The following is an 18,452-nucleotide window of genomic DNA, read 5'->3' as shown; positions in this document are numbered from 1 at the left end:
CATGAACGAGCTCGACAACGCGGTTTCGCTTACCGTCGGCGGGTTGGATTACGGCGGCTGGAAAAGTGTGGAAATCAGTGCGGACCTGGAGCGCCAGTTCCGCACTTTCAAACTCGATATCACCTGGCAATGGCCGGGGCAGACGCAAGCGGTGCCGATCCGTCCGGGTGATGAATGCCAGGTGCGCATTGGTGCCGACCTGGTCCTCAGCGGTTATGTGTTCAAGGCACCGGTCAGCTATGACGGGCGGCAGATCAGTCTGAGTATCGAAGGTGGTTCCAAGACTCAGGATCTGGTGGACTGCGCGGCGATCAACCGCCCGACGCAATGGCGCGGACAAACGGTGTTGAGCATCGTCCAGGCCCTGGCGTCGCAATACGGCGTGGGGGTCATCAGTGAAATCCCTGAAACCGCGCGGTTGAGCGAACACAGCATCGTGCCGGGGGAAACGGTCTTTCAATCCATCGACCGTCTGCTGACGTTGTTCCGGGTGTTCTCCACCGATGACGCGCAAGGCCGCGTGCTACTGGCCAAACCCGGCAGCGGCGGACGGGCCAGTGATGTGCTGGAGTTGGGCAAGAACATCCTTTCCGGCAACGCACCGATGGACTACAGCCAGGTGTTCTCCGAATACCGGGTCATCGGCCAGCACAAGGGCAGTGATCAGCAGAGCGGGGCGGCGGTGAGTGAAGTCTCCGGCACCGCCACGGACCTGAGCTTCAAGCGCAAGCGGGTGACGGTGATCAGCGAAAGCGCGCAGTTGACCTTCGAACTGGCCCAGCAACGGGCCGACTGGGAAAGCGCCATCCGCACCGGCAAGGCCCTGACCACCACCTACCGCGTGCAGGGCTGGCGCCAGGCCAATGGCGATTTGTGGCGGCATAACACCTTGGTGCGGGTGATCGACCCGGTGCTGGGGTTCGACGGTGACATGCTGATTTCCAAAGTGACGTATTCCCTATCGGCGCAAGGCTCCGTCACCATCCTGCAAGTCGCGCCGCCGCATACCTTCGACGCCAACCCGGTGCCGCCCAAAACCTGAGCCCGGCACCGATGCCTGCCCACCACAGATCCCCTGTGGGAGTGGGCTTGCTCGCGAAAGCGATGGGTCAGCTTGCATCGATGTTGGATGTGCTACCGCCATCGCGAGCAGGCTCGCTCCCACAGTATTTCGAGACCGCCTCCAAGTTTCTGCCCACCGCAAATCCCTTGTGGGAGCGAGCCTGCTCGCGATGGCGGCAGCGCAGCCAATAGAGGTGTTGATCCGAACACCGCGTTCAAGTCCCCGATTCTCAAGGAAACCTCAATGAGCCTACTGACCCGCCTCCTGGCGCGCGGCACTGTCGTGCTCGCCAATTCGGCCACCAAGTTGCAGTCGCTGCAAATGCGCCTCACCGCCGGCGAAGTGAACGACGACATGGAGCACTTCGAACCCTACGGCTTCACCAGCAACCCGTTGGCCGGTGCCGAGGGCATTGCCACGTTCCTGGGGGGTGACCGTTCCCATGCGGTGGTGCTGGTGGTCGCCGATCGCCGTTTTCGCCTCCAGGCCCTGGCCCCTGGTGAAGTGGCGCTCTACACCGACGAAGGCGACAAGCTCCACTTCAAGCGCGGTCGTGTCATCGACATCCAGACCGCAACCCTGAACATCCGCGCCAGCAGCGCGGTGAACATCGACAGCCCAGTCATCAACCACACCGGCAAGATCGTTTCCCAGGGCGACCAGATCGCCGGCGGCATCAGCCAGATCAAACACGTGCATGTCGGTGTACAGGCCGGCAACGGTCAGACCGGTGCGCCGGCGGGAGGTCAATGATGTTCATCAGCCAGAACCTGCACGCCGCACTGACCCGTTCGGTGCTGATCAGCCTGTTCACCTGGCGCCGCGCCGCTGACGACGATGCCGTCGATGATGAAGAACGTTTCGGCTGGTGGGGCGACACCTTTCCGACCGTTGCCGACGACCGCATCGGCTCGCGACTGTGGCTGTTGCGCCGGGTCAAGCTGACTCGCCAGACCCAGCTCGACGCCGAATTTTATGCTCGCGAAGCCTTGCAATGGCTGATCGATGACGGGCACTGCAGCGCCATCGACGTCATCAGCGAACGCCTCGACGCCCAGCGCCTGAACCTGCGCACGGTCCTGACCCTGGCTGACGGCGAGCGCCTGGACATCAACCCCGATAACAGTTGGCAGGTGACCTATGCCGTTTGAAACCCCTTCGCTGCCGGTGCTGATCAAACGCGCCCAAAGCGACCTGGCCAGCGATTCGCTGCGCCAGTCCGATGCCCAAGTGCTGGCCCGCACCCTGGGTGGCGCCGCCTATGGCCTGTATGGCTACCTGGACTGGATCGCCGAGCAGATCCTGCCGGACAAGGCCGATGAATCCACCCTTGAACGCATCGCTGCCCTGCGCCTGAACCAGGCGCGCAAAGCGGCCCAGGTGGCCAGCGGCAGTGTCAGTTTCAGCGCTACCGCCGGTGCGGTACTGGATGTCGACACACTGTTGCAATCCACCGATGGCCGCACATTCAAAGTGACCACCGCCCGCACTACCAGCAATGGCCTGAACAGCACCACCATCGCCGCCCTGGACGCTGGCAGCCTGGGCAACGCCGACGCCGGCCTGGTGCTGACGCCAGTCCAACCGATCCTCGGCATTGGCAGCAGCTTCACCGTGCTGGCGCCGGGGCTGACCGGCGGTGTTGCCAGGGAAAGCCTCGAATCGCTGCGGGCCCGGGTGATCCGCTCCTACCGCATCATCCCCCACGGCGGCTCGGCCCAGGACTATGAAACCTGGGCCCTGGAGTGCCCCGGCATTACCCGCGCCTGGTGTCGCGGCAGCTACCTGGGACCCGGCACTGTCGGCTTGTTCGTCATGCGTGACGACGATTTGCAGCCGATTCCCAATGCCGAGCAATTGGAAGAGGTGCGGGCCTACATCGAGCCCTTGCGTCCGGTAACCGCCGAGTTGCACGTGCTGGCGCCAACGCAGGTGCCGGTGAGTTACAGGCTGCGCATCACCCCGGACACCAGCGCCGTGCGCGCGGCCGTCGAGGCGCAACTGCGCGACCTGCACAACCGCGAAGCCGGCCTCGGCGAAACGCTGTTGCTGAGCCATATCACTGAAGCCATCAGCAGCGCTACCGGCGAAACCGACCACAAACTCTCCGCACCCGTCGCCAACGTGGTCGCCGCCAGCAACCAACTGCTGACGTTCGGAGGTTGCACATGGCTGGAATAAGAACCGTCGAACAGTACCAGGCCCAACTGCGCAGCCTGCTGCCCAGCGGCCCTGCGTGGGATCCGGAGCGCGTGCCGGAACTTGAGCAAGTGCTTGAAGGCATCGCCCAGGAGCTGGCCCGCCTCGACGCCCGTGCCGCCGACTTGCTCAACGAAATGGACCCGGCGGGAGTGAGTGAACTGGTGCCGGATTGGGAGCGGGTGATGAACCTGCCCGATCCGTGCCTCGGGGCCACGCCGTTGTATGACGATCGTCGCTTGGCGGTGCGTCGGCGGTTGTTGGCGGTCGGTAGCCAGGCCATTGCCTATTACGTGGAAATCGCCAAGAGCCAGGGTTACCCCAACGCCACCATCACCGAACTCAAGACCCCGCGCATGGGCCGCGCACGATTCGGCGAGGCTCACTTTGGCACTTGGCAGGCGCAATTCATGTGGACCCTCAACACCGGCGGTCGCCTGCTGTTGGGGCGCCGTTTTGGCGCCAGTTACTGGGGCGAACGGTTTGGCGTTAATCCGGGGTCGGCTCTGGAGTGCCTGATTCATCGCAGTGCGCCGGCGCATACCAAGGTTCACATCAATTATGACTAGGGAGTAAACGGATGGATTATCCGAAGAGTGTGCCCAGCGCCGGCTTGGTGAATGGGAAGTTCGTGGATGAAAACCCATTGACCGGAACGCCGGGGTCGTTGATTCCGGCAGCTTGGGGAAATGGTGTAACGCAAGAGATTGTGAATGTCATCAAGGCGGGGGATCTGATCCCGGATGAAACCCAAAACGATCAACTGCTCGAGGCGATTCAGTCAGTCACCGCCAAGGGCTGGAACCAGGATCTCGCGCTTCCGATCGCCGCTTTGCCGCTGCCAACGATTGCAACGGCAGACGCCCGTCTGGCAGTAACGCCAACGGCACTATCAACCAGCGGCGGTCGCGTCTCGATTCCGGCGGGTGTGTACATCAGCATTGGACAAGAGGTGGTAAGTGGGCGGTTGGGTCGATCCCGTACTTACGTGACGGCGGCCTGGAGCAGCGCCGATTTGTTGCCCAGCGCCAGCTATTTTCTAAGAGCGCAGGTCATAGGCGGCGCGCTGACGTTCTATATGCAGCGTGGAAGCCTGTATGACCTTTCGCCAGAATCGTTGAAGGGGACTGTCAACGGAGCGTCCGGCGGTGGCTTTGCATCCACACCCCTGGACATGTGCCTGGCCTGGGTGATGACCGGGGCGCCGGGCTCCTTGCCGACGATTCGCACGATCTACAACCGTGCTCAATTGGCCTGGACTCAAACGGTGAATGGCACGGGGGTGGTTTATCTGCCGCTGGATCCCCATGCACGTGCAGCGCGACTTGTGGCGGGCAATCCAACACCCTCTCCGAGCGCCGTGACTTCCCTGGCGTTTGTTCAGGCCGGGTGGGTTGGGGGCAACTACAGCTATCTGTCACCCGCCTTGCAAAGTATCGGCAACAATGCGGTGGGCTGGAATGGCCCATACATGTGTGTGCTGTTCTCCAATAACGTTGTCAACGACGTTACGGTTTCTACCGTCACAGCCAGTTTTGATCACTCTCAATCTCGCTCGCTTTGGCAGTGCTTTCAGGCCGAGCACACATTGGGTGCCACCAATGCCGATAGCGACGAGCTGTTGCTGAGCATGGGAATCAAGGGGCACCAGGCATTGACCGATTACAGCGTGGGTATCGGCGTCAATTTTACCAACGCAATCAATGTTCACCTGTCCTGGGAGCTGATCCGATGAAAGTCATTCAAGAACTGCACCAGTACGAAGATGGACTTCGCCCGCCTGCACCTTCTTTCGCCCATGCCTGGGAGGACGGCACCTGGGTGCTGACTGACGAGAATGCTGCTGAGCTGCTGCGCCAGGAAGCCGAACGCTTGTGCACCAAGGTCGATGCCGCTGCTGACAGCGCACGTCGCACGCTGGCCGGTGATCCACTACGCGCCCTGGAATACCAACAAGCCGCCCTGGAGGCGCAGGCCTTCAAGGATCAGGGTTACCCGAAAAAAGCCGTTCCACTGGCCGTTTCGGCGTGGGTTGTCAAAGGGCGCACAGCCAGGCAGGCGGCGGATCAGATTCTCGCCAAGGCCGCCGAATTCGAAGCGAACCTGCTGGCACTTCGCGAGCTGCGCCTCAGGGCCAAGACACAGATCCGCGCGCACATCGGCAAAGGCAAGGCGGATCTTGCGACCCAAGCCGCTGATGACGTGCTCGCGACTATCCGAGCACTACCTCTTCACGCTTGAGCCCCGTCTCATAGAGAGAAATAGAACATGGATTATCCAAAAAGTGTTCCCAGCGTCGGGCTGGTGAACGGCCGGTTCGTGGATGAAAACCCGCTGGCGGGTACGCCTGGGTCGTTGATCCCTGCGGTATGGGGGAACAGTGTCACTCAAGAAATCCTGGGCGTGATCTCCTCGGCTGGCATGACGCCGTCTGAAGCGGATAACGGCCAGTTGATCAAGGCACTACAAACCATTCTCGGGCGTAGTAGTCCGATGCGCTCAGTCATCACGCGGCTCACGGCATCCAAGGTGTTGGCCGCTGATGAGTTGGGTCTGGTGTTGATCGATGCAAGTGCGGGTGCAAGCACTGTAACTCTACCCGCTGCCAACGCGACGCTCGGTGTTCGCGATGTGATTGTGCGACGTGTGGATAACAGTGGTAACCGTCTGACGGTGCGGGCTGACGGTAATGATAGGGTTCGGTTTCATACCCATCTGGCAGCCAATGGTTATCCATTTCTGGTGTTAATGGGTAGTGGCGATTGGTGGCATTTGCGCAGTGACGGGACGGGAGCCTGGTGGCCATTGGGGCGGTTTGATGCCACCCCGTTGGGGCGCATCTCATTTGACAGTGCACGCCAGGTACTGCCTGGCGGTTATGCCGTACTCAACGGCAATCTCCTGTTGCGTAGTGATTGGCCCTGGTTGTTCGACTTGGCTCAGTCATCCGGTGTGATAGTGACCGAAGCCACCCGGGCAGGGAACGAAGGTGCTTGGACTAATGGTGACGGTGCTACCACCTTTCGCCTACCTGATATTCGGGGCGAATTCCTGCGTGTCCTGGATGAGGCGCGAGGGGTGGATGTCAACCGTCTGGCGGGTAGTCGGCAGGCGGATGCCTTGGAAAGTCACAACCATTTCCTGCCAACCAGCTCAGGTACTGCTGTGCGTCCAACGCCTAGTCTTCCTGACAGCCTATGGGATTTGACGCATGACGTTAATGCCGCGCCCGTGTCTGGCACCCTCGGTACGACATTTCCCAACGCGGCTTATAACAGTGGCGACTCTGTGGGCAATATCGGAGGTTTCAGTACTGAAACTCGTCCCAGAAACATCGCCTATCCCGCTCGAATCAAGTTGATCTGAGGCCACTATGTTCATCTATCTATTTGACGACAATGGCGTCCTGTCGGGCCCGGTCGAGCTTCCAGTAACGCCCGGCATGGGCATCCAGATTCCAAGCAACGGCATCCAGCTCTCTTTTGAATTGCCCGCTGCCCAAGAACATCATTCCTGGGTCATGGTCAATGGTGTTCCTCGAGAAATGGTGGACTGGCGCGGTTCGGTGTATCGCAAGGACAACGGCGCTCATTTGGAGTGGACCGAGTTTGGCGAGTTGCCAGATACCTGCACAGCCGAACCTTGGCCGGGTAGTTACCATGTGTGGCGAGAGAACATGTGGGTATTTGACGAGGCGCTACAGCGGGCTGATCTCAAACTCGAAGCTTTGGCAAAACGCGATAAATTACTGCGTGCGGCCGTTCAAAGGATTGCTCCCTTCCAATACGCCGAAGACATCGGCGACGCCAGCGACCAGGAACAACTGGCGCTGATGGAGTGGAAACTCTATAGCGTTGAATTGAATCGCATCCAGCATCAGGTCGGTTTTCCTACCGACATCAACTGGCCTGTGATGCCTGAGCCGGCGGCTTAAGCAACCCACGGCAAAACATCAAAACTTCCTTAATTTATCGTGCCACTGCGCATTAACGGTGAGGCTTTATATCGCCTTCATTTTGATCGCTGGTCAGTCAGGAGCGAAAAAATGGACTATCCAAAAAGTGTGCCCAGTGCAGGTCTGTCGAACGGCAGGTTCGTGGATGAGGATCCCTTGGCGGGTACGCCGGGTTCCTTGATTCCCGCCAGTTGGGGCAATGGTGTGACGCAGGAATTGCTGAGTGTCATTCAAGCCGCAGGACTAACACCGTCGGAACAATTGGATAACCAGTTGTTGACGGCCTTGCGCAGCAGCGGATTATTCACCACTGCTCCCCAATTTGATAACGATAGATCCGTGGCGACCACGGAGTTTGTAAAACGCAGCGGTGTTCAATATTCCGGCTTCTCCGTGTATGCAGTCAGTACGGTGCTGACACAAGCCCATGTTGGCGGAGCCGTCAGTTTTGCCAGCACTACGGCAATCAACGTCACGCTGCCCAGTACAGTGGGAATCATGCATGGGGCGACGCTTACACTGATCAACGTAGGGGCCGTCGTGAACGTATCGACAGCCTCGTCTGCCGATACGTTAGGACCTTCATCCTCAATGCTTGGGCCAATCGATTTGGGCCGTGGTGAAACGGCGGAATTCGTCAAGCTGGACAATCAATGGCGGTTGATAGGCGGCACCGTTCTTCTGAAATATACCTCGTCGTTTTCAGGCCAGTTCGGCAATCCGGGTTACCAAAAGTACGCGAGCGGAAACATCGATCAGTGGGGTTACGGTACAACCGACGCCAACGGAGAAGTGTTCGTTACGTTCCCGATCTCATTCCCCAATGCTTTTGTTTCGGTTGTGGCGAACCATGTAGGTGGTGATGGAGCCATGGTGATTATGGTAGGTGGAACCGCCACCCGCCAAGGCGTGCGCCTGAAAGTCCGAGACTATTCTGGGCACGTCGCTGCGGGATGGAGCGTTACCTATTTTGCGAAGGGTTATTGAATGAATGAATTCACTTTGTTGTTCAGTCCAAGCACTTGCGGAGCGTATGTTCCCGGTATCAATGTTTCTGATATTCCCGATGATGTCATCGAAATCCCTCGGGCTTACTGGCTGTCGCTGCTTCAGCAACTCGCCATTTCGCCCAAGCGTGTTTCGGCCAACCCTGACACCGGTTATCCCGTTCTCCTTGACCCAGCCGCTCTGACATCGGCCCAGGCTTCAGAAAATGAATACGCGTGGCGCAACGCCCAGCTCACGGCAACCGACCGCCTCGTTGCAAGGGATCGCGACGAAATGGACGACGGCGGCGGTACGACGCTGGACCAAACACAGTACACACAGCTCCAGGCATATCGCCGGGCTCTGAGGGATTGGCCGCAGGATGAGCACTTTCCAGCCACTGAATATCGTCCGGTTGCGCCGTCCTGGCTGGCCGGACATCTTTGATCATGCACTTGCGATGACCTGAACATGGACCTTACGCAGCAGCAACTAGTCAGCATCATGCCCAACGCCCGCGCCCAAGCGGGCGTTTTTATTTCCGCGTTGAATGCTGCCATGTCGCGCCATGGTATCGACACACCCAAACGCATGGCCGCGTTCCTGGCCCAGGTCGGTCATGAGTCGGGACAATTGCGTTATGTACGCGAGCTGGGCAGCGAGCAATACCTGAGCAAATACGATACCGGAACCCTGGCCGTTCGCTTGGGCAACTCGCCCCAGGCTGACGGTGACGGGCAGAAGTATCGCGGCCGAGGGCTGATCCAGATAACCGGCCGTGACAATTACCTTCGCTGCAGTCAGGGGCTGTTCGGCGACGAACGCCTGCTGGCCTTGCCTGAGCTTCTTGAGCAGCCGCAATGGGCCAGCGAGTCCGCCGCTTGGTTCTGGGAGCAGAACGGCTTGAACGAACTGGCCGACCGCGATCAGTTCAACAGCATCACCCGGCGTATCAACGGCGGTTTGAACGGCTTGGAGGAGCGTCTGCGGCTCTGGGCTCGGGCGAGGGCGGTGTTATGCCAACCTTCGACCTGATGCCTTTTTCGTCTCGCACCCTGGGCATTGCGGTGTTGCTCGCGCTGCTGGCCGGCGGTTCGGCGATGCTCGCGTGGCAGTTCCAGGGCTGGCGTTACGGACAGCAGTTGGCCCGACTCGCACAGTCCCAGGCCGAGACGCTTAATCAAATGACCCAAGCGGCCGCGACGCAGCAAAAGGCCGAGCAAGACAAGCGCCTGGCCCTGGAGCAGCAGCTCGCCGCCAGCGAACAAACCCATTACCGAGCCTTGAACGATGCCCAACGTGACCAGGATCGCCTGCGCGATCGCCTTGCTACTGCCGATGTCCGGCTGTCAGTCCTCCTCGACGCCGACGATGTTGTCGCCGGTTGTGCAGTGCCTGCCGCCTCCCGCACCGGCGGCCTGGATCATGGCGCCCCACGCGCCCGACTTGACCCGGCGCATGCTCAACGAATTATCGCCATCACCGACGCCGGTGATCGCGGATTGATTGCCTTGCAGGCCTGTCAGGCCTATATCAGAGCGCTGGGTCGGTAATCCCTCGAGCCTTGCAAGCTTCCATTGCTCGTGTACGGTAGGCCTCAATTGCGTGGAATCAGGAGAGCACCATGGACGACATTACCGAACTGGCCGCTGAATTGGGCAGGCGCCTGCAGTTGCTCAATGCCCACGTCACCACGGCCGAATCCTGCACGGGCGGCGGGATCGCCGAGGCGATTACCCGGATTCCCGGGAGTTCGGCCTGGTTCGAGGCTGGTTTTGTCACTTATTCCAATCGCCAGAAGACCCAGCAGTTGGATGTGCCGACCGAGTTGTTCGAGAAGGTGGGGGCGGTCAGTCGCGAGGTGGTCGAGGCCATGGTGCGAGGCGCCCAGCATAAAAGCCTGGCGCGTTTTGCCGTGGCGGTCAGCGGTGTAGCTGGGCCGGATGGAGGTTCACCGAATAAACCGGTGGGTACCGTATGGCTGGCCTGGGGCGTTGGCGAGACGGTGATCAGCGAGCAGCGCTTCTTTGCAGGCAACCGCGACGAGGTCCGCCGACAAACGGTGAAGGCCGCGCTAGACGGGCTGCTGCAACATGCCGCTGTAGAAATCTCAAATCAGGGGTAGGCGATCCTCAATCGCTGTGGAATAATACTGGCTACTTATACAGGTGTTGGCCGTCAGGCCTTATTGATTACGTGAGGACTTTAATGGACGACAACAAGAAGAAAGCCTTGGCTGCGGCCTTGGGTCAGATCGAACGTCAATTCGGCAAGGGTGCCGTAATGCGTATGGGCGATCAGGACCGTCAGGCTATTCCTTCCATCTCCACCGGCTCCCTGGGCCTGGACATTGCGCTTGGCATCGGCGGCCTGCCAAAAGGCCGAATCGTTGAAATCTACGGTCCTGAGTCTTCCGGTAAAACCACACTGACCCTGTCCGTGATCGCCCAGGCCCAAAAAGCCGGTGCGACCTGCGCCTTCGTCGACGCCGAACACGCCCTGGACCCGGAATACGCCGGCAAACTGGGGGTCAACGTCGACGACCTGCTGGTTTCCCAGCCGGATACCGGCGAACAGGCCCTGGAAATCACCGACATGCTGGTGCGTTCCAACGCGGTTGACGTGATCATCGTCGACTCCGTGGCGGCACTGGTGCCAAAGGCTGAAATCGAAGGTGAAATGGGCGACATGCACGTCGGCCTCCAGGCTCGCCTGATGTCCCAGGCCCTGCGCAAGATCACCGGTAACATCAAGAATGCCAACTGCCTGGTGATCTTCATCAACCAGATCCGTATGAAGATCGGCGTGATGTTCGGCAGCCCGGAAACCACCACCGGTGGTAACGCGCTGAAGTTCTACGCTTCGGTTCGCCTCGACATCCGCCGTACTGGCGCGGTGAAAGAAGGTGATGAGGTTGTCGGCAGCGAAACCCGCGTCAAGGTCGTGAAGAACAAGGTGGCTTCGCCGTTCCGTCAGGCCGAGTTCCAGATTCTTTACGGCAAGGGCATCTACCTCAATGGCGAGATGATCGACCTGGGTGTATTGCACGGTTTCGTCGAGAAGTCGGGCGCCTGGTATGCCTACAACGGCACCAAGATCGGTCAGGGCAAGGCCAACTCGGCCAAGTTCCTGGCGGATAACCCGGAAGTCGCCGCCGCCCTTGAGAAGCAACTGCGTGACAAGCTGTTGAGCCCGGTGGCAGACGTCAAGTCCGTGGCTAATCGCGAGACCGCTGACGACCTGGCTGACGCTGACATCTGATCGATTCGATGACCGTCGTACTCGATACCCTCGTCGCGGTGCGGCGAACAGCAATGGACCTGCTCGCCAGGCGCGAGCATGGTCGAGTCGAGCTGACGCGTAAGCTGCGTCAGCGCGGCGCTCCCGATGAGTTGATCGACACGGCCCTCGACCGTTTGACCGAAGAGGGCTTGCTGTCGGAGTCCCGTTACCTGGAAAGCTTTGTCTCTTATCGCGCCCGTTCCGGCTATGGTCCTTTGCGAATTCGTGAGGAACTGGGCCAACGCGGTTTGCAACGCCCGGATATCGAACTTGCCTTGCGCGAAAGCGGTATTGATTGGCAGGAGCAACTGACGGACACCTGGCGCCGCAAGTTCTCAGGACATTTACCCATCGATGCACGGGAACGAGCCAAACAGGGGCGTTTCCTGGCGTATCGAGGTTACTCCATGGAAATGATCAACCGCTTGTTCAGCGGTCGCGGTATGGATGACTAAACAAAAACGGCCTGCTATTTCGATAGCAGGCCGTTTTTTTATGGGCTCAGGTTACCTTGATCGGCTCCCATGTGAGGGGATGGGGTTTTTGGGCGGGCTGGGCCCAGTTTTCCGGCAGGTTGATGTAATCCACCAGTTCCCTCAAACGACCGTGATCCCGGGCGTTGAAGGTAAACGCCAGTCGCGTCAGATGACTGAACTGGGCTTCGTCGTGCTCTTCACCGCTGTAGTCATGTTGATGAAAACAGTCATTCAGGCACAAATCGGCGAACTCTCCCTGCATCTGCTGCAGCGCTTGTTCGTTTAGCTTGTGATTCATGCGGATCACGAACTGATGCTTGAGCCAGCGACTGGAGTGGAAGTTGCGGTAGAACTGGTTGATCTCTTCCACGGCCTCTTCGGCGTTGTACACCAGGCGCATCAGCTTCATGTCGGTGGGTAGGATGTAGCGGTTTTCCTCCAATTGCTCGCGGATAAAGTTCAGGGCTCCTTGCCAGAACTTGCCGCCCGGGACATCCAGCAGGACCACCGGCACCAGCGGGCTCTTGCCTGTCTGTACCAGCGTCAGGACTTCCAGCGCTTCATCAAGCGTGCCGAAACCGCCAGGGCAGAGCACCAGTGCGTCGGCCTCTTTGACGAAAAACAGTTTACGGGTGAAGAAGAAGTGGAACGGCAGCAGGTTCGGCGTGCCTTCAACGGTCGGGTTTGCGTGTTGCTCGAAAGGCAGGGTGATATTGAATCCCAGGCTGTGGTCGCGCCCTGCACCTTCATGGGCGGCGGCCATGATGCCACCGCCGGCGCCAGTGATGACCATCATGTCCGAGCGGGCCAGTGCAGCCCCCAACTCTCGGGCCAGACCATACAGCGGATGTTCGATAGGCGTTCGGGCCGAGCCGAAGACCGTGACCTTGCGCCGGCCCTTGAACTGCTCGAGGGTACGGAAGGCGTGTTCCAGTTCCCTCAGGGCTTGTAGCGTGATCTTGGCATTCCAGCGGTTGTGATCTTCCTGGGCCATGCGCAGCACAGTCAGGATCATGTCTCGGTAAATGGGGAGGTTGGGGCTGTTGGGGGAGACCAGGTTGAGTTGTTCTTCGACCTTGCGGGTGAGGTCGTGGCCGTGGTTCTCAAAATGACGACTGAGCAGGTCATTCGGTTTGTAAGGCATTCAGCTTCTCCTTCTTAACAGGACCCCGGCCCGGACGAGAGATTCATCGAGGCCACGACACTCCGTGTGTCGTTGTCAGCCCAGGCATCGGCCTGGAGGGTGACCTGGCTTGACGCGGTCTGCAGCAAGGCGACCAAGCCATCCAGCGGGTTCTGCTTTTCCCTTTGATAAAAACAATCACACGCCAAGGTGTTGGCCGGGCAGCCTCTTTCTGCCCGATGAAAAGACTATGGATACTTTGAATCTAGACCGTCATGTCGATCTTTGCTGTCCTGATCATGGCGCTCAAAAGTGACCGTTGGCAACCGCTGATACATGCGCTGAACTATTGCGCCGCTCGTCAGATTGCCGGCCGGGTGCGTGCCGCTCTGATTTACTGATAACAAGCGTGCCAATGCAATTTGACGCCCAGGGCTGGGTGCCACGTGATGGATTGAAGCGGATCGGGCATGGAGGCGGGAGAAATGACCAGGGTCACTCTGGAGCTCGACAGGCAGTTGTACCTGATGCTGCGGGAATCGGCACAGGCCAATCGGGTGAGTCTTGAGGAAGAATGCTGTCGTCGGCTGGGAGGGCGAGCATGGCGCTCGCGTTACTTGCAGGCGCTGGTGGCGGAGTTGCGCGCCGACGATGAGCAGCGGCGCGCAAGCTCAGGTTGATTACTTCTTCGTCTTGGCCGGTTTCGGGCAATCCGATTCCTGGAAGCGCTCGGTCGCGACCGGGCGGTTGGTCTTAACCTCGGTGAACTCGTAACGCATGGTTGCGCCCTTGGCCATCAACTTGCGGAAACCCGGGTTGGTGCACACCGTAGAGCCCAACTGGAAATACACAGCCTTGGGATCTGCGCGCATTTTCTGGGCGTGGCTGCTTTGCACGCTGAGATGGTTGATCAGCTCAGTGCCTTCGACGGTATAGCCTTGGTCGAGAATGTCTTCGTTGATCGCCCGCGGCGTACCGACGCTGCTTTCCTTGGCGACGTTCTGCAGCATCTTGTTCAGTTCGAGTTCTTTCAGCGAAGCAGCCTGAGCGCTGAAGGACGTCGCCAGCAGAACGGCAACGGTAGGGACGATAAGGCGCAGCATGAAACTCTCCTGGTTCAGTGACTGGTGGTTCGACCGATCACATGACTGTGCGTTCAGTGGCCGGGAATTATAGGGGAGCCCGGGTGGGCGGTACAGGCTCGTGCGCTCTGGTAGACTGCCGGCCTTTATTGCCCTGCCGAGTGTTGTTCGTGTCGAGTTTTCCTGTCTGCCGGCGTTGCCCATGATGAATCACGCCCCTAACGCCGTAGCCCGCCTGCGCGATCAGCGCATCGATGAGGGGATCAGGCCGATCCAGGCCCGTGGTTGGCGCGCACCCCGTTGCAGCGCCTGCCGGGTGATCGAGAGCCATTGCCTGTGCGCCTGGCGTCCGAGTGTCGAGACCCGCTCCGGAGTCTGCCTGATCATGACCAACAAGGAAGTGTTCAAGCCGAGCAACACGGGTTGGCTGATTGCCGACGTCGTGCGCGACAATCACGCGTTCATCTGGTCGCGCACCGACGTCGATGAGCAACTGCTGGCGCTGCTGAACGACCCGCAATGGCAACCCTACCTGGTGTTTCCGGGCGAATACGTCGAGCCATCGCGGGTCACCCACACGGTTGACCTCGATGATTCCAAGCGCCCGCTGTTCATTCTGCTGGATGCGACCTGGACCGAGGCGCGGAAGATTTTCCGTAAAAGCCCGTATTTCGACCGACTGCCGATCCTGAGCCTGCTGCCCGATAGACTATCGCGTTACCGTCTGCGCCGTTCGACCCGCAGCGAGCACCTGTGCACCGCCGAAGTGGCGGCATTGTGCCTGGAGCTGGCGGGGGACAGCGATGCCGCTTCGGCCCTGGACGCCTATTTCGATGTGTTCAGCCAGCATTACCTGGGCGCCAAGGGCCAGCAGGAGGTGAACGTGTCGACCCCGGCCCACGCTGAGTTGCAACCCTTTATCCGCACGCCGCAAGCAGTATTGGCCCAATAGTGGCCCATACTGGACACTGTGACGGCCGTGCTGCTTGACCACCCCGGCTTCGCTGGGCATGCTTGGCGCCGACCAGGGCGCCGCCAATGTTTGAAACGCCGTGTTTGGCGTTGAATGTGCCCCTGTGGATGCCGCTGCATGGCGGTGTCTTGAGTTGTCTTGGCGAGGCGCGAATGCATCGGGCCTGCCATTAAAAACAGGATCATTTGAAAAATGGCCACATACGAAATCCTGATTGCCGATGACCACCCGCTCTTTCGCAGCGCGTTGCATCAGGCTGTGACCCTGGGCCTCGGCCCGGCTGTCCGGTTGACGGAGGTGGCCAGTATCGCGGAACTGGAGGTCCAGTTGACGGCGAAGGCCGATTGGGACCTGGTGCTGCTGGACCTGAACATGCCCGGTGCCTATGGTTTTTCAGGGCTGGTGCTGTTGCGGGGCCAATACCCGCAGATCCCCGTGGTCATGGTCTCGGCCCAGGAAGAGGCCTCGGTGATGGTCAAGGCCCGGGAGTTCGGCGCCAGCGGATTCATCCCCAAGTCCAGTTCCCTTGAGATGATTCAGAAGGCCGTGAAGGCCGTCCTGGACGGCGATGTCTGCTGGCCGCCCCAGGCGTTCGAAGCGGTGAGCGTGTCCGAGGAAGCCAAGGCCGCCAGCGAAGGGCTGGCCAGCCTCACGCCGCAGCAGTTCCGGGTGTTGACCATGGTCTGCGAAGGCTTGCTGAACAAGCAGATTGCCTACGAACTGAACGTGTCGGAGGCCACCATCAAGGCCCACGTCACGGCGATCTTTCGTAAACTGAACGTGCGCACCCGGACCCAGGCGGCCTTGCTGCTGCAACAACTTGAGTCAATTTCGCCGCAGGCTTAGTGTTCCGGTTCACGCTTTTTTGACCGGGTTTGAATTAGCTTCTCCACTCCTTTTCGATCAGTTGCCCACTCTATGTCACCTTTTAAAGGCCAGACCGGCCTGAAACGCATCCTCAACGCCTCCGGCTATTCTTTGGATGGGCTGCGTGCAGCTTTTGTCGGCGAAGCGGCTTTCCGTCAGTTGGTGCTGCTCAACGTCGTGTTGATTCCGTTGTCATTCTTCCTCAACGTCAGTCGTGTCGAGCAGGCGCTGCTGATTGCCGTGTGCCTGTTGGCATTGATCGTGGAATTGCTCAACTCGGCAGTGGAGGCGGCCATCGACCGCATCTCCCTGGAGCTGCACCCATTGTCAAAAAACGCCAAGGACATGGGCAGCGCCGCCCAGTTCGTCGCCCTGACGATGATCGCGTTGGTGTGGGGCGTGGTGCTGCTGTAACGGCTCAGGCAATGGTCGGCAGCACGATTTCGTCGCTGCGCTGGGCCCCGGCGGTGAAAGCCCGGCATAGCTCGAGGAATTCGCGCATGGCCGAGGTCTGGTATTTTTGCTTATGCCAGATGAAATAAAACTGCCGCGCCAGGTCCATGTCCGGGGTTTCCACTGCGACGAGGCTGCCGCGGCGAAAAGCGTCGCGCAGGGCCAGGCGTGAGATGCAGCCAATGCCCAGGCCGGATTCCACGGCGCGCTTGATCGCTTCGGTGTGTTCCAGTTCCAGGCGGATATTCAGCGCGCTGCGGTGGTGACGCATGGCCTGGTCGAAGGTCAGGCGCGTGCCGGAACCCTGTTCCCGTAGAATCCACGCCTCATGGGTCAGTTCCTCCATGGTCGCCTGGCCGCGCTTGGCCAGCGGGTGTTGAGGGGCGCAGAACACCACGAGTTCGTCCTCGACCCAGCTCTGTACCTCGATGTCCGGATGGCTGCAGTCACCTTCGATTAGACCCAGATCAATTTCGTAATGCGCAACCTGGTGCACGATATTGGCAGTGTTCTGCACGTGCAGCTTCACCTGGCTTTCTGGATGGCGCTGCATGAAACCGCCGATCAACAAGGTCGCCAGGTAATTGCCGATGGTCAGGGTGGCACCGACCGCCAGTGAGCCGAAACCGGACTTGCCGTTGAGCAGGTCTTCGATTTCCTTGGCCTGGTCCAGCAGCGCGACTGCCTGGGGCAGCAGTTGTTTGCCCAGGGCGTTGAGGCTCAGGCGCTTGCCGGCACGGTCGAACAATTGGCAGCTCGATTGCCGCTCCAGTTCGGTGATGGAGGTGCTGGCCGCCGACTGCGACAGATTGAGGTGACCCGCAGCGCGAGACACGCTTTCCTGCTGGGCGACGGCGACGAAGACTTGAAGTTGACGGAGAGTAAATCGCATATCGATATAACCGATAACCCTTATCTTAATAATCCATTTAACAGATATTGTCGCCGCCATTAGAATGCGATGCAATTGCGCAGATTATCGGCGCAGGCATTATTCCCAGGAGTCCCCGTACATGAGCAACATGAACCACGAGCGTGTCCTCAGTGTTCATCACTGGAACGACACTCTGTTCAGCTTCAAGTGCACCCGCGATCCGGGCCTGCGCTTCGAGAACGGTCAGTTCGTGATGATCGGCCTGCAACAGCCCAATGGCCGCCCGCTTATGCGCGCTTACTCGATTGCCAGCCCGAACTGGGAAGAGCATCTCGAGTTCTTCAGCATCAAGGTGCCTGATGGTCCGCTGACCTCCCAGTTGCAGCACCTGAAGGAAGGCGACGAGATCATTATCAGCAAGAAACCCACCGGCACCCTCGTGCTGGACGATCTCAAGCCTGGCAAGCATTTGTATCTGCTCAGCACTGGTACTGGCCTGGCGCCGTTCATGAGCGTCATCCAGGATCCGGAAACCTATGAGCGTTTCGAAAAAGTGATCCTGTGCCACGGCGTGCGTTACGTCAATGAAGTCGCTTACCGCGAGTTCATCACCGAACACTTGCCGCAGAACGAGTTCTTCGGCGAAGCGCTGCGTGAAAAGCTGATCTACTACCCGACCGTGACGCGCGAGCCGTTCGAGAACGAAGGCCGCCTGACCGACCTGATGCGCAGCGGCAAGCTGTTCCGCGACATCGGCCTGCCACCGATCAACCCGCAGGACGACCGCGCCATGTTGTGCGGCAGCCCTAGCATGCTCGACGAGACCAGCGAAGTGCTCAACAGCTTCGGCCTGACCGTTTCGCCGCGTATGCGTGAGCCGGGTGATTACCTGATCGAGCGGGCGTTTGTAGAGAAGTAAGCCTCGGTTTATGCGGTGGCTGACCGAAAGCTATCGCGAGCAGGCTCGCTCCCACAATGGAGCATGTGTGACCACACACTCTTGTAGTCACTGCAGATCAAATGTGGGAGATTCTATGTTGCAGGGCAACCCTGCAACATAGGCTTCGGCTGGTATTCGCTCTGATTTTTCATCAAGGCAAATGCCACCCGGCAGAGCT

24 protein-coding genes are annotated in these 18,452 nt (G+C 59.6%); 21 read left to right on the top strand and 3 right to left on the bottom strand.

Annotated elements, in window-relative coordinates:
- The first annotated feature begins 1 nt into the window (after nucleotide 1).
- The 16 genes from ASC85_RS23575 (at nucleotide 2) to recX (ending at nucleotide 11,941) form a co-directional block, all read left to right on the top strand.
- Complete coding sequence (locus tag ASC85_RS23575) at nucleotides 2-1,042, top strand: phage baseplate assembly protein (RefSeq protein WP_057451599.1); 1,041 nt, start codon at nucleotides 2-4, stop codon at nucleotides 1,040-1,042.
- Between the two features lie 264 nt (nucleotides 1,043-1,306).
- Nucleotides 1,307-1,816: a phage baseplate assembly protein V gene (locus ASC85_RS23570; RefSeq protein WP_028237198.1), complete on the top strand. Its 510-nt coding sequence runs from the start codon at nucleotides 1,307-1,309 to the stop codon at nucleotides 1,814-1,816.
- Nucleotides 1,816-2,214: a phage GP46 family protein gene (locus tag ASC85_RS23565; protein WP_057451598.1), complete on the top strand. Its 399-nt coding sequence runs from the start codon at nucleotides 1,816-1,818 to the stop codon at nucleotides 2,212-2,214. Before ASC85_RS23570 ends, ASC85_RS23565 begins: the two co-directional genes overlap by 1 nt.
- Nucleotides 2,204-3,244 (top strand): baseplate J/gp47 family protein, encoded by a 1,041-nt coding sequence (locus tag ASC85_RS23560; RefSeq protein ID WP_057451597.1) that lies wholly within the window; start codon nucleotides 2,204-2,206, stop codon nucleotides 3,242-3,244. Before ASC85_RS23565 ends, ASC85_RS23560 begins: the two co-directional genes overlap by 11 nt.
- A complete protein-coding gene (locus ASC85_RS23555; protein ID WP_057451596.1) occupies nucleotides 3,232-3,831 on the top strand; it encodes a YmfQ family protein in 600 nt (199 codons plus the stop codon). Before ASC85_RS23560 ends, ASC85_RS23555 begins: the two co-directional genes overlap by 13 nt.
- An 11-nt stretch (nucleotides 3,832-3,842) precedes the next feature.
- A complete protein-coding gene (locus tag ASC85_RS23550; protein WP_057451595.1) occupies nucleotides 3,843-4,997 on the top strand; it encodes a hypothetical protein in 1,155 nt (384 codons plus the stop codon).
- Nucleotides 4,994-5,503 (top strand): hypothetical protein, encoded by a 510-nt coding sequence (locus tag ASC85_RS23545; RefSeq protein ID WP_057451594.1) that lies wholly within the window; start codon nucleotides 4,994-4,996, stop codon nucleotides 5,501-5,503. Before ASC85_RS23550 ends, ASC85_RS23545 begins: the two co-directional genes overlap by 4 nt.
- A 27-nt stretch (nucleotides 5,504-5,530) precedes the next feature.
- Nucleotides 5,531-6,628: a phage tail protein gene (locus tag ASC85_RS23540; RefSeq protein ID WP_057451593.1), complete on the top strand. Its 1,098-nt coding sequence runs from the start codon at nucleotides 5,531-5,533 to the stop codon at nucleotides 6,626-6,628.
- A 7-nt stretch (nucleotides 6,629-6,635) separates the two neighbouring features.
- Nucleotides 6,636-7,196 (top strand): tail fiber assembly protein, encoded by a 561-nt coding sequence (locus tag ASC85_RS23535; RefSeq protein ID WP_057451592.1) that lies wholly within the window; start codon nucleotides 6,636-6,638, stop codon nucleotides 7,194-7,196.
- A 111-nt stretch (nucleotides 7,197-7,307) separates the two neighbouring features.
- The gene (locus tag ASC85_RS23530; RefSeq protein ID WP_057451591.1) at nucleotides 7,308-8,204 is read left to right on the top strand and encodes a gp53-like domain-containing protein; all 897 of its coding nucleotides are present in this window, start codon (nucleotides 7,308-7,310) and stop codon (nucleotides 8,202-8,204) included.
- The gene (locus ASC85_RS23525) at nucleotides 8,205-8,651 is read left to right on the top strand and encodes a phage tail assembly chaperone (RefSeq protein ID WP_057451590.1); all 447 of its coding nucleotides are present in this window, start codon (nucleotides 8,205-8,207) and stop codon (nucleotides 8,649-8,651) included. It abuts the gene before it with no gap.
- Nucleotides 8,652-8,675: 24 nt separating this feature from the next.
- Nucleotides 8,676-9,239: a glycoside hydrolase family 19 protein gene (locus ASC85_RS23520; protein WP_057451589.1), complete on the top strand. Its 564-nt coding sequence runs from the start codon at nucleotides 8,676-8,678 to the stop codon at nucleotides 9,237-9,239.
- The gene (locus tag ASC85_RS23515) at nucleotides 9,221-9,757 is read left to right on the top strand and encodes a lysis system i-spanin subunit Rz (RefSeq protein ID WP_057451588.1); all 537 of its coding nucleotides are present in this window, start codon (nucleotides 9,221-9,223) and stop codon (nucleotides 9,755-9,757) included. Before ASC85_RS23520 ends, ASC85_RS23515 begins: the two co-directional genes overlap by 19 nt.
- A 71-nt stretch (nucleotides 9,758-9,828) precedes the next feature.
- The gene (locus tag ASC85_RS23510) at nucleotides 9,829-10,329 is read left to right on the top strand and encodes a CinA family protein (RefSeq protein WP_057451587.1); all 501 of its coding nucleotides are present in this window, start codon (nucleotides 9,829-9,831) and stop codon (nucleotides 10,327-10,329) included.
- 83 nt (nucleotides 10,330-10,412) lie between these two features.
- Nucleotides 10,413-11,465 (top strand): recombinase RecA, encoded by a 1,053-nt coding sequence (recA, locus tag ASC85_RS23505; RefSeq protein WP_003198351.1) that lies wholly within the window; start codon nucleotides 10,413-10,415, stop codon nucleotides 11,463-11,465.
- 8 nt (nucleotides 11,466-11,473) lie between these two features.
- Entirely contained in the window at nucleotides 11,474-11,941 is a 468-nt protein-coding gene (gene recX, locus ASC85_RS23500) for a recombination regulator RecX (RefSeq protein WP_003198353.1), read from the top strand.
- Nucleotides 11,942-11,987: 46 nt separating this feature from the next.
- On the opposite strand, the gene ASC85_RS23495 is transcribed toward recX, so the two are convergent.
- Nucleotides 11,988-13,106 (bottom strand): TIGR00730 family Rossman fold protein, encoded by a 1,119-nt coding sequence (locus ASC85_RS23495; RefSeq protein WP_057451586.1) that lies wholly within the window; start codon nucleotides 13,104-13,106, stop codon nucleotides 11,988-11,990.
- 464 nt (nucleotides 13,107-13,570) lie between these two features.
- On the opposite strand from ASC85_RS23495, the gene ASC85_RS23490 reads away from it, so the two are divergent.
- Entirely contained in the window at nucleotides 13,571-13,765 is a 195-nt protein-coding gene (locus ASC85_RS23490; RefSeq protein WP_014336838.1) for a hypothetical protein, read from the top strand.
- Here the strand turns inward: ASC85_RS23490 and ASC85_RS23485 are convergent, their stop codons facing one another.
- A complete protein-coding gene (locus ASC85_RS23485; protein WP_003198359.1) occupies nucleotides 13,766-14,188 on the bottom strand; it encodes a quorum-sensing-regulated virulence factor family protein in 423 nt (140 codons plus the stop codon).
- Between the two features lie 184 nt (nucleotides 14,189-14,372).
- Here ASC85_RS23485 and ASC85_RS23480 point away from each other — a divergent pair, with 184 nt between their 5' ends.
- The 3 genes from ASC85_RS23480 to ASC85_RS23470 all read left to right on the top strand — a co-directional run bounded on the left by ASC85_RS23480 (nucleotide 14,373) and on the right by ASC85_RS23470 (nucleotide 16,421).
- Nucleotides 14,373-15,119 carry a tRNA-uridine aminocarboxypropyltransferase gene (locus ASC85_RS23480; RefSeq protein WP_057451610.1) on the top strand — a complete coding sequence of 249 codons (747 nt, stop codon included), beginning with the start codon at nucleotides 14,373-14,375 and terminating at the stop codon, nucleotides 15,117-15,119.
- A 213-nt stretch (nucleotides 15,120-15,332) separates the two neighbouring features.
- Nucleotides 15,333-15,986: a response regulator transcription factor ErdR gene (erdR, locus tag ASC85_RS23475; protein ID WP_003198362.1), complete on the top strand. Its 654-nt coding sequence runs from the start codon at nucleotides 15,333-15,335 to the stop codon at nucleotides 15,984-15,986.
- Nucleotides 15,987-16,058: 72 nt separating this feature from the next.
- On the top strand, nucleotides 16,059-16,421 hold the full coding sequence (locus ASC85_RS23470) for a diacylglycerol kinase (RefSeq protein ID WP_003184792.1): 363 nt from the start codon (nucleotides 16,059-16,061) through the stop codon (nucleotides 16,419-16,421).
- A gap of 4 nt (nucleotides 16,422-16,425) precedes the next feature.
- On the opposite strand, the gene ASC85_RS23465 is transcribed toward ASC85_RS23470, so the two are convergent.
- Complete coding sequence (locus ASC85_RS23465; protein ID WP_003198364.1) at nucleotides 16,426-17,352, bottom strand: LysR family transcriptional regulator; 927 nt, start codon at nucleotides 17,350-17,352, stop codon at nucleotides 16,426-16,428.
- 121 nt (nucleotides 17,353-17,473) lie between these two features.
- Here ASC85_RS23465 and fpr point away from each other — a divergent pair, with 121 nt between their 5' ends.
- A complete protein-coding gene (gene fpr, locus ASC85_RS23460; protein WP_003198368.1) occupies nucleotides 17,474-18,253 on the top strand; it encodes a ferredoxin-NADP reductase in 780 nt (259 codons plus the stop codon).
- Nucleotides 18,254-18,452: the final 199 nt, after the last annotated feature.

Source organism: Pseudomonas sp. Root401 (assembly GCF_001425105.1).
Lineage (GTDB): Bacteria > Pseudomonadota > Gammaproteobacteria > Pseudomonadales > Pseudomonadaceae > Aquipseudomonas > Aquipseudomonas brassicacearum.
This window is presented reverse-complemented; position numbering and strand designations above follow the sequence as displayed.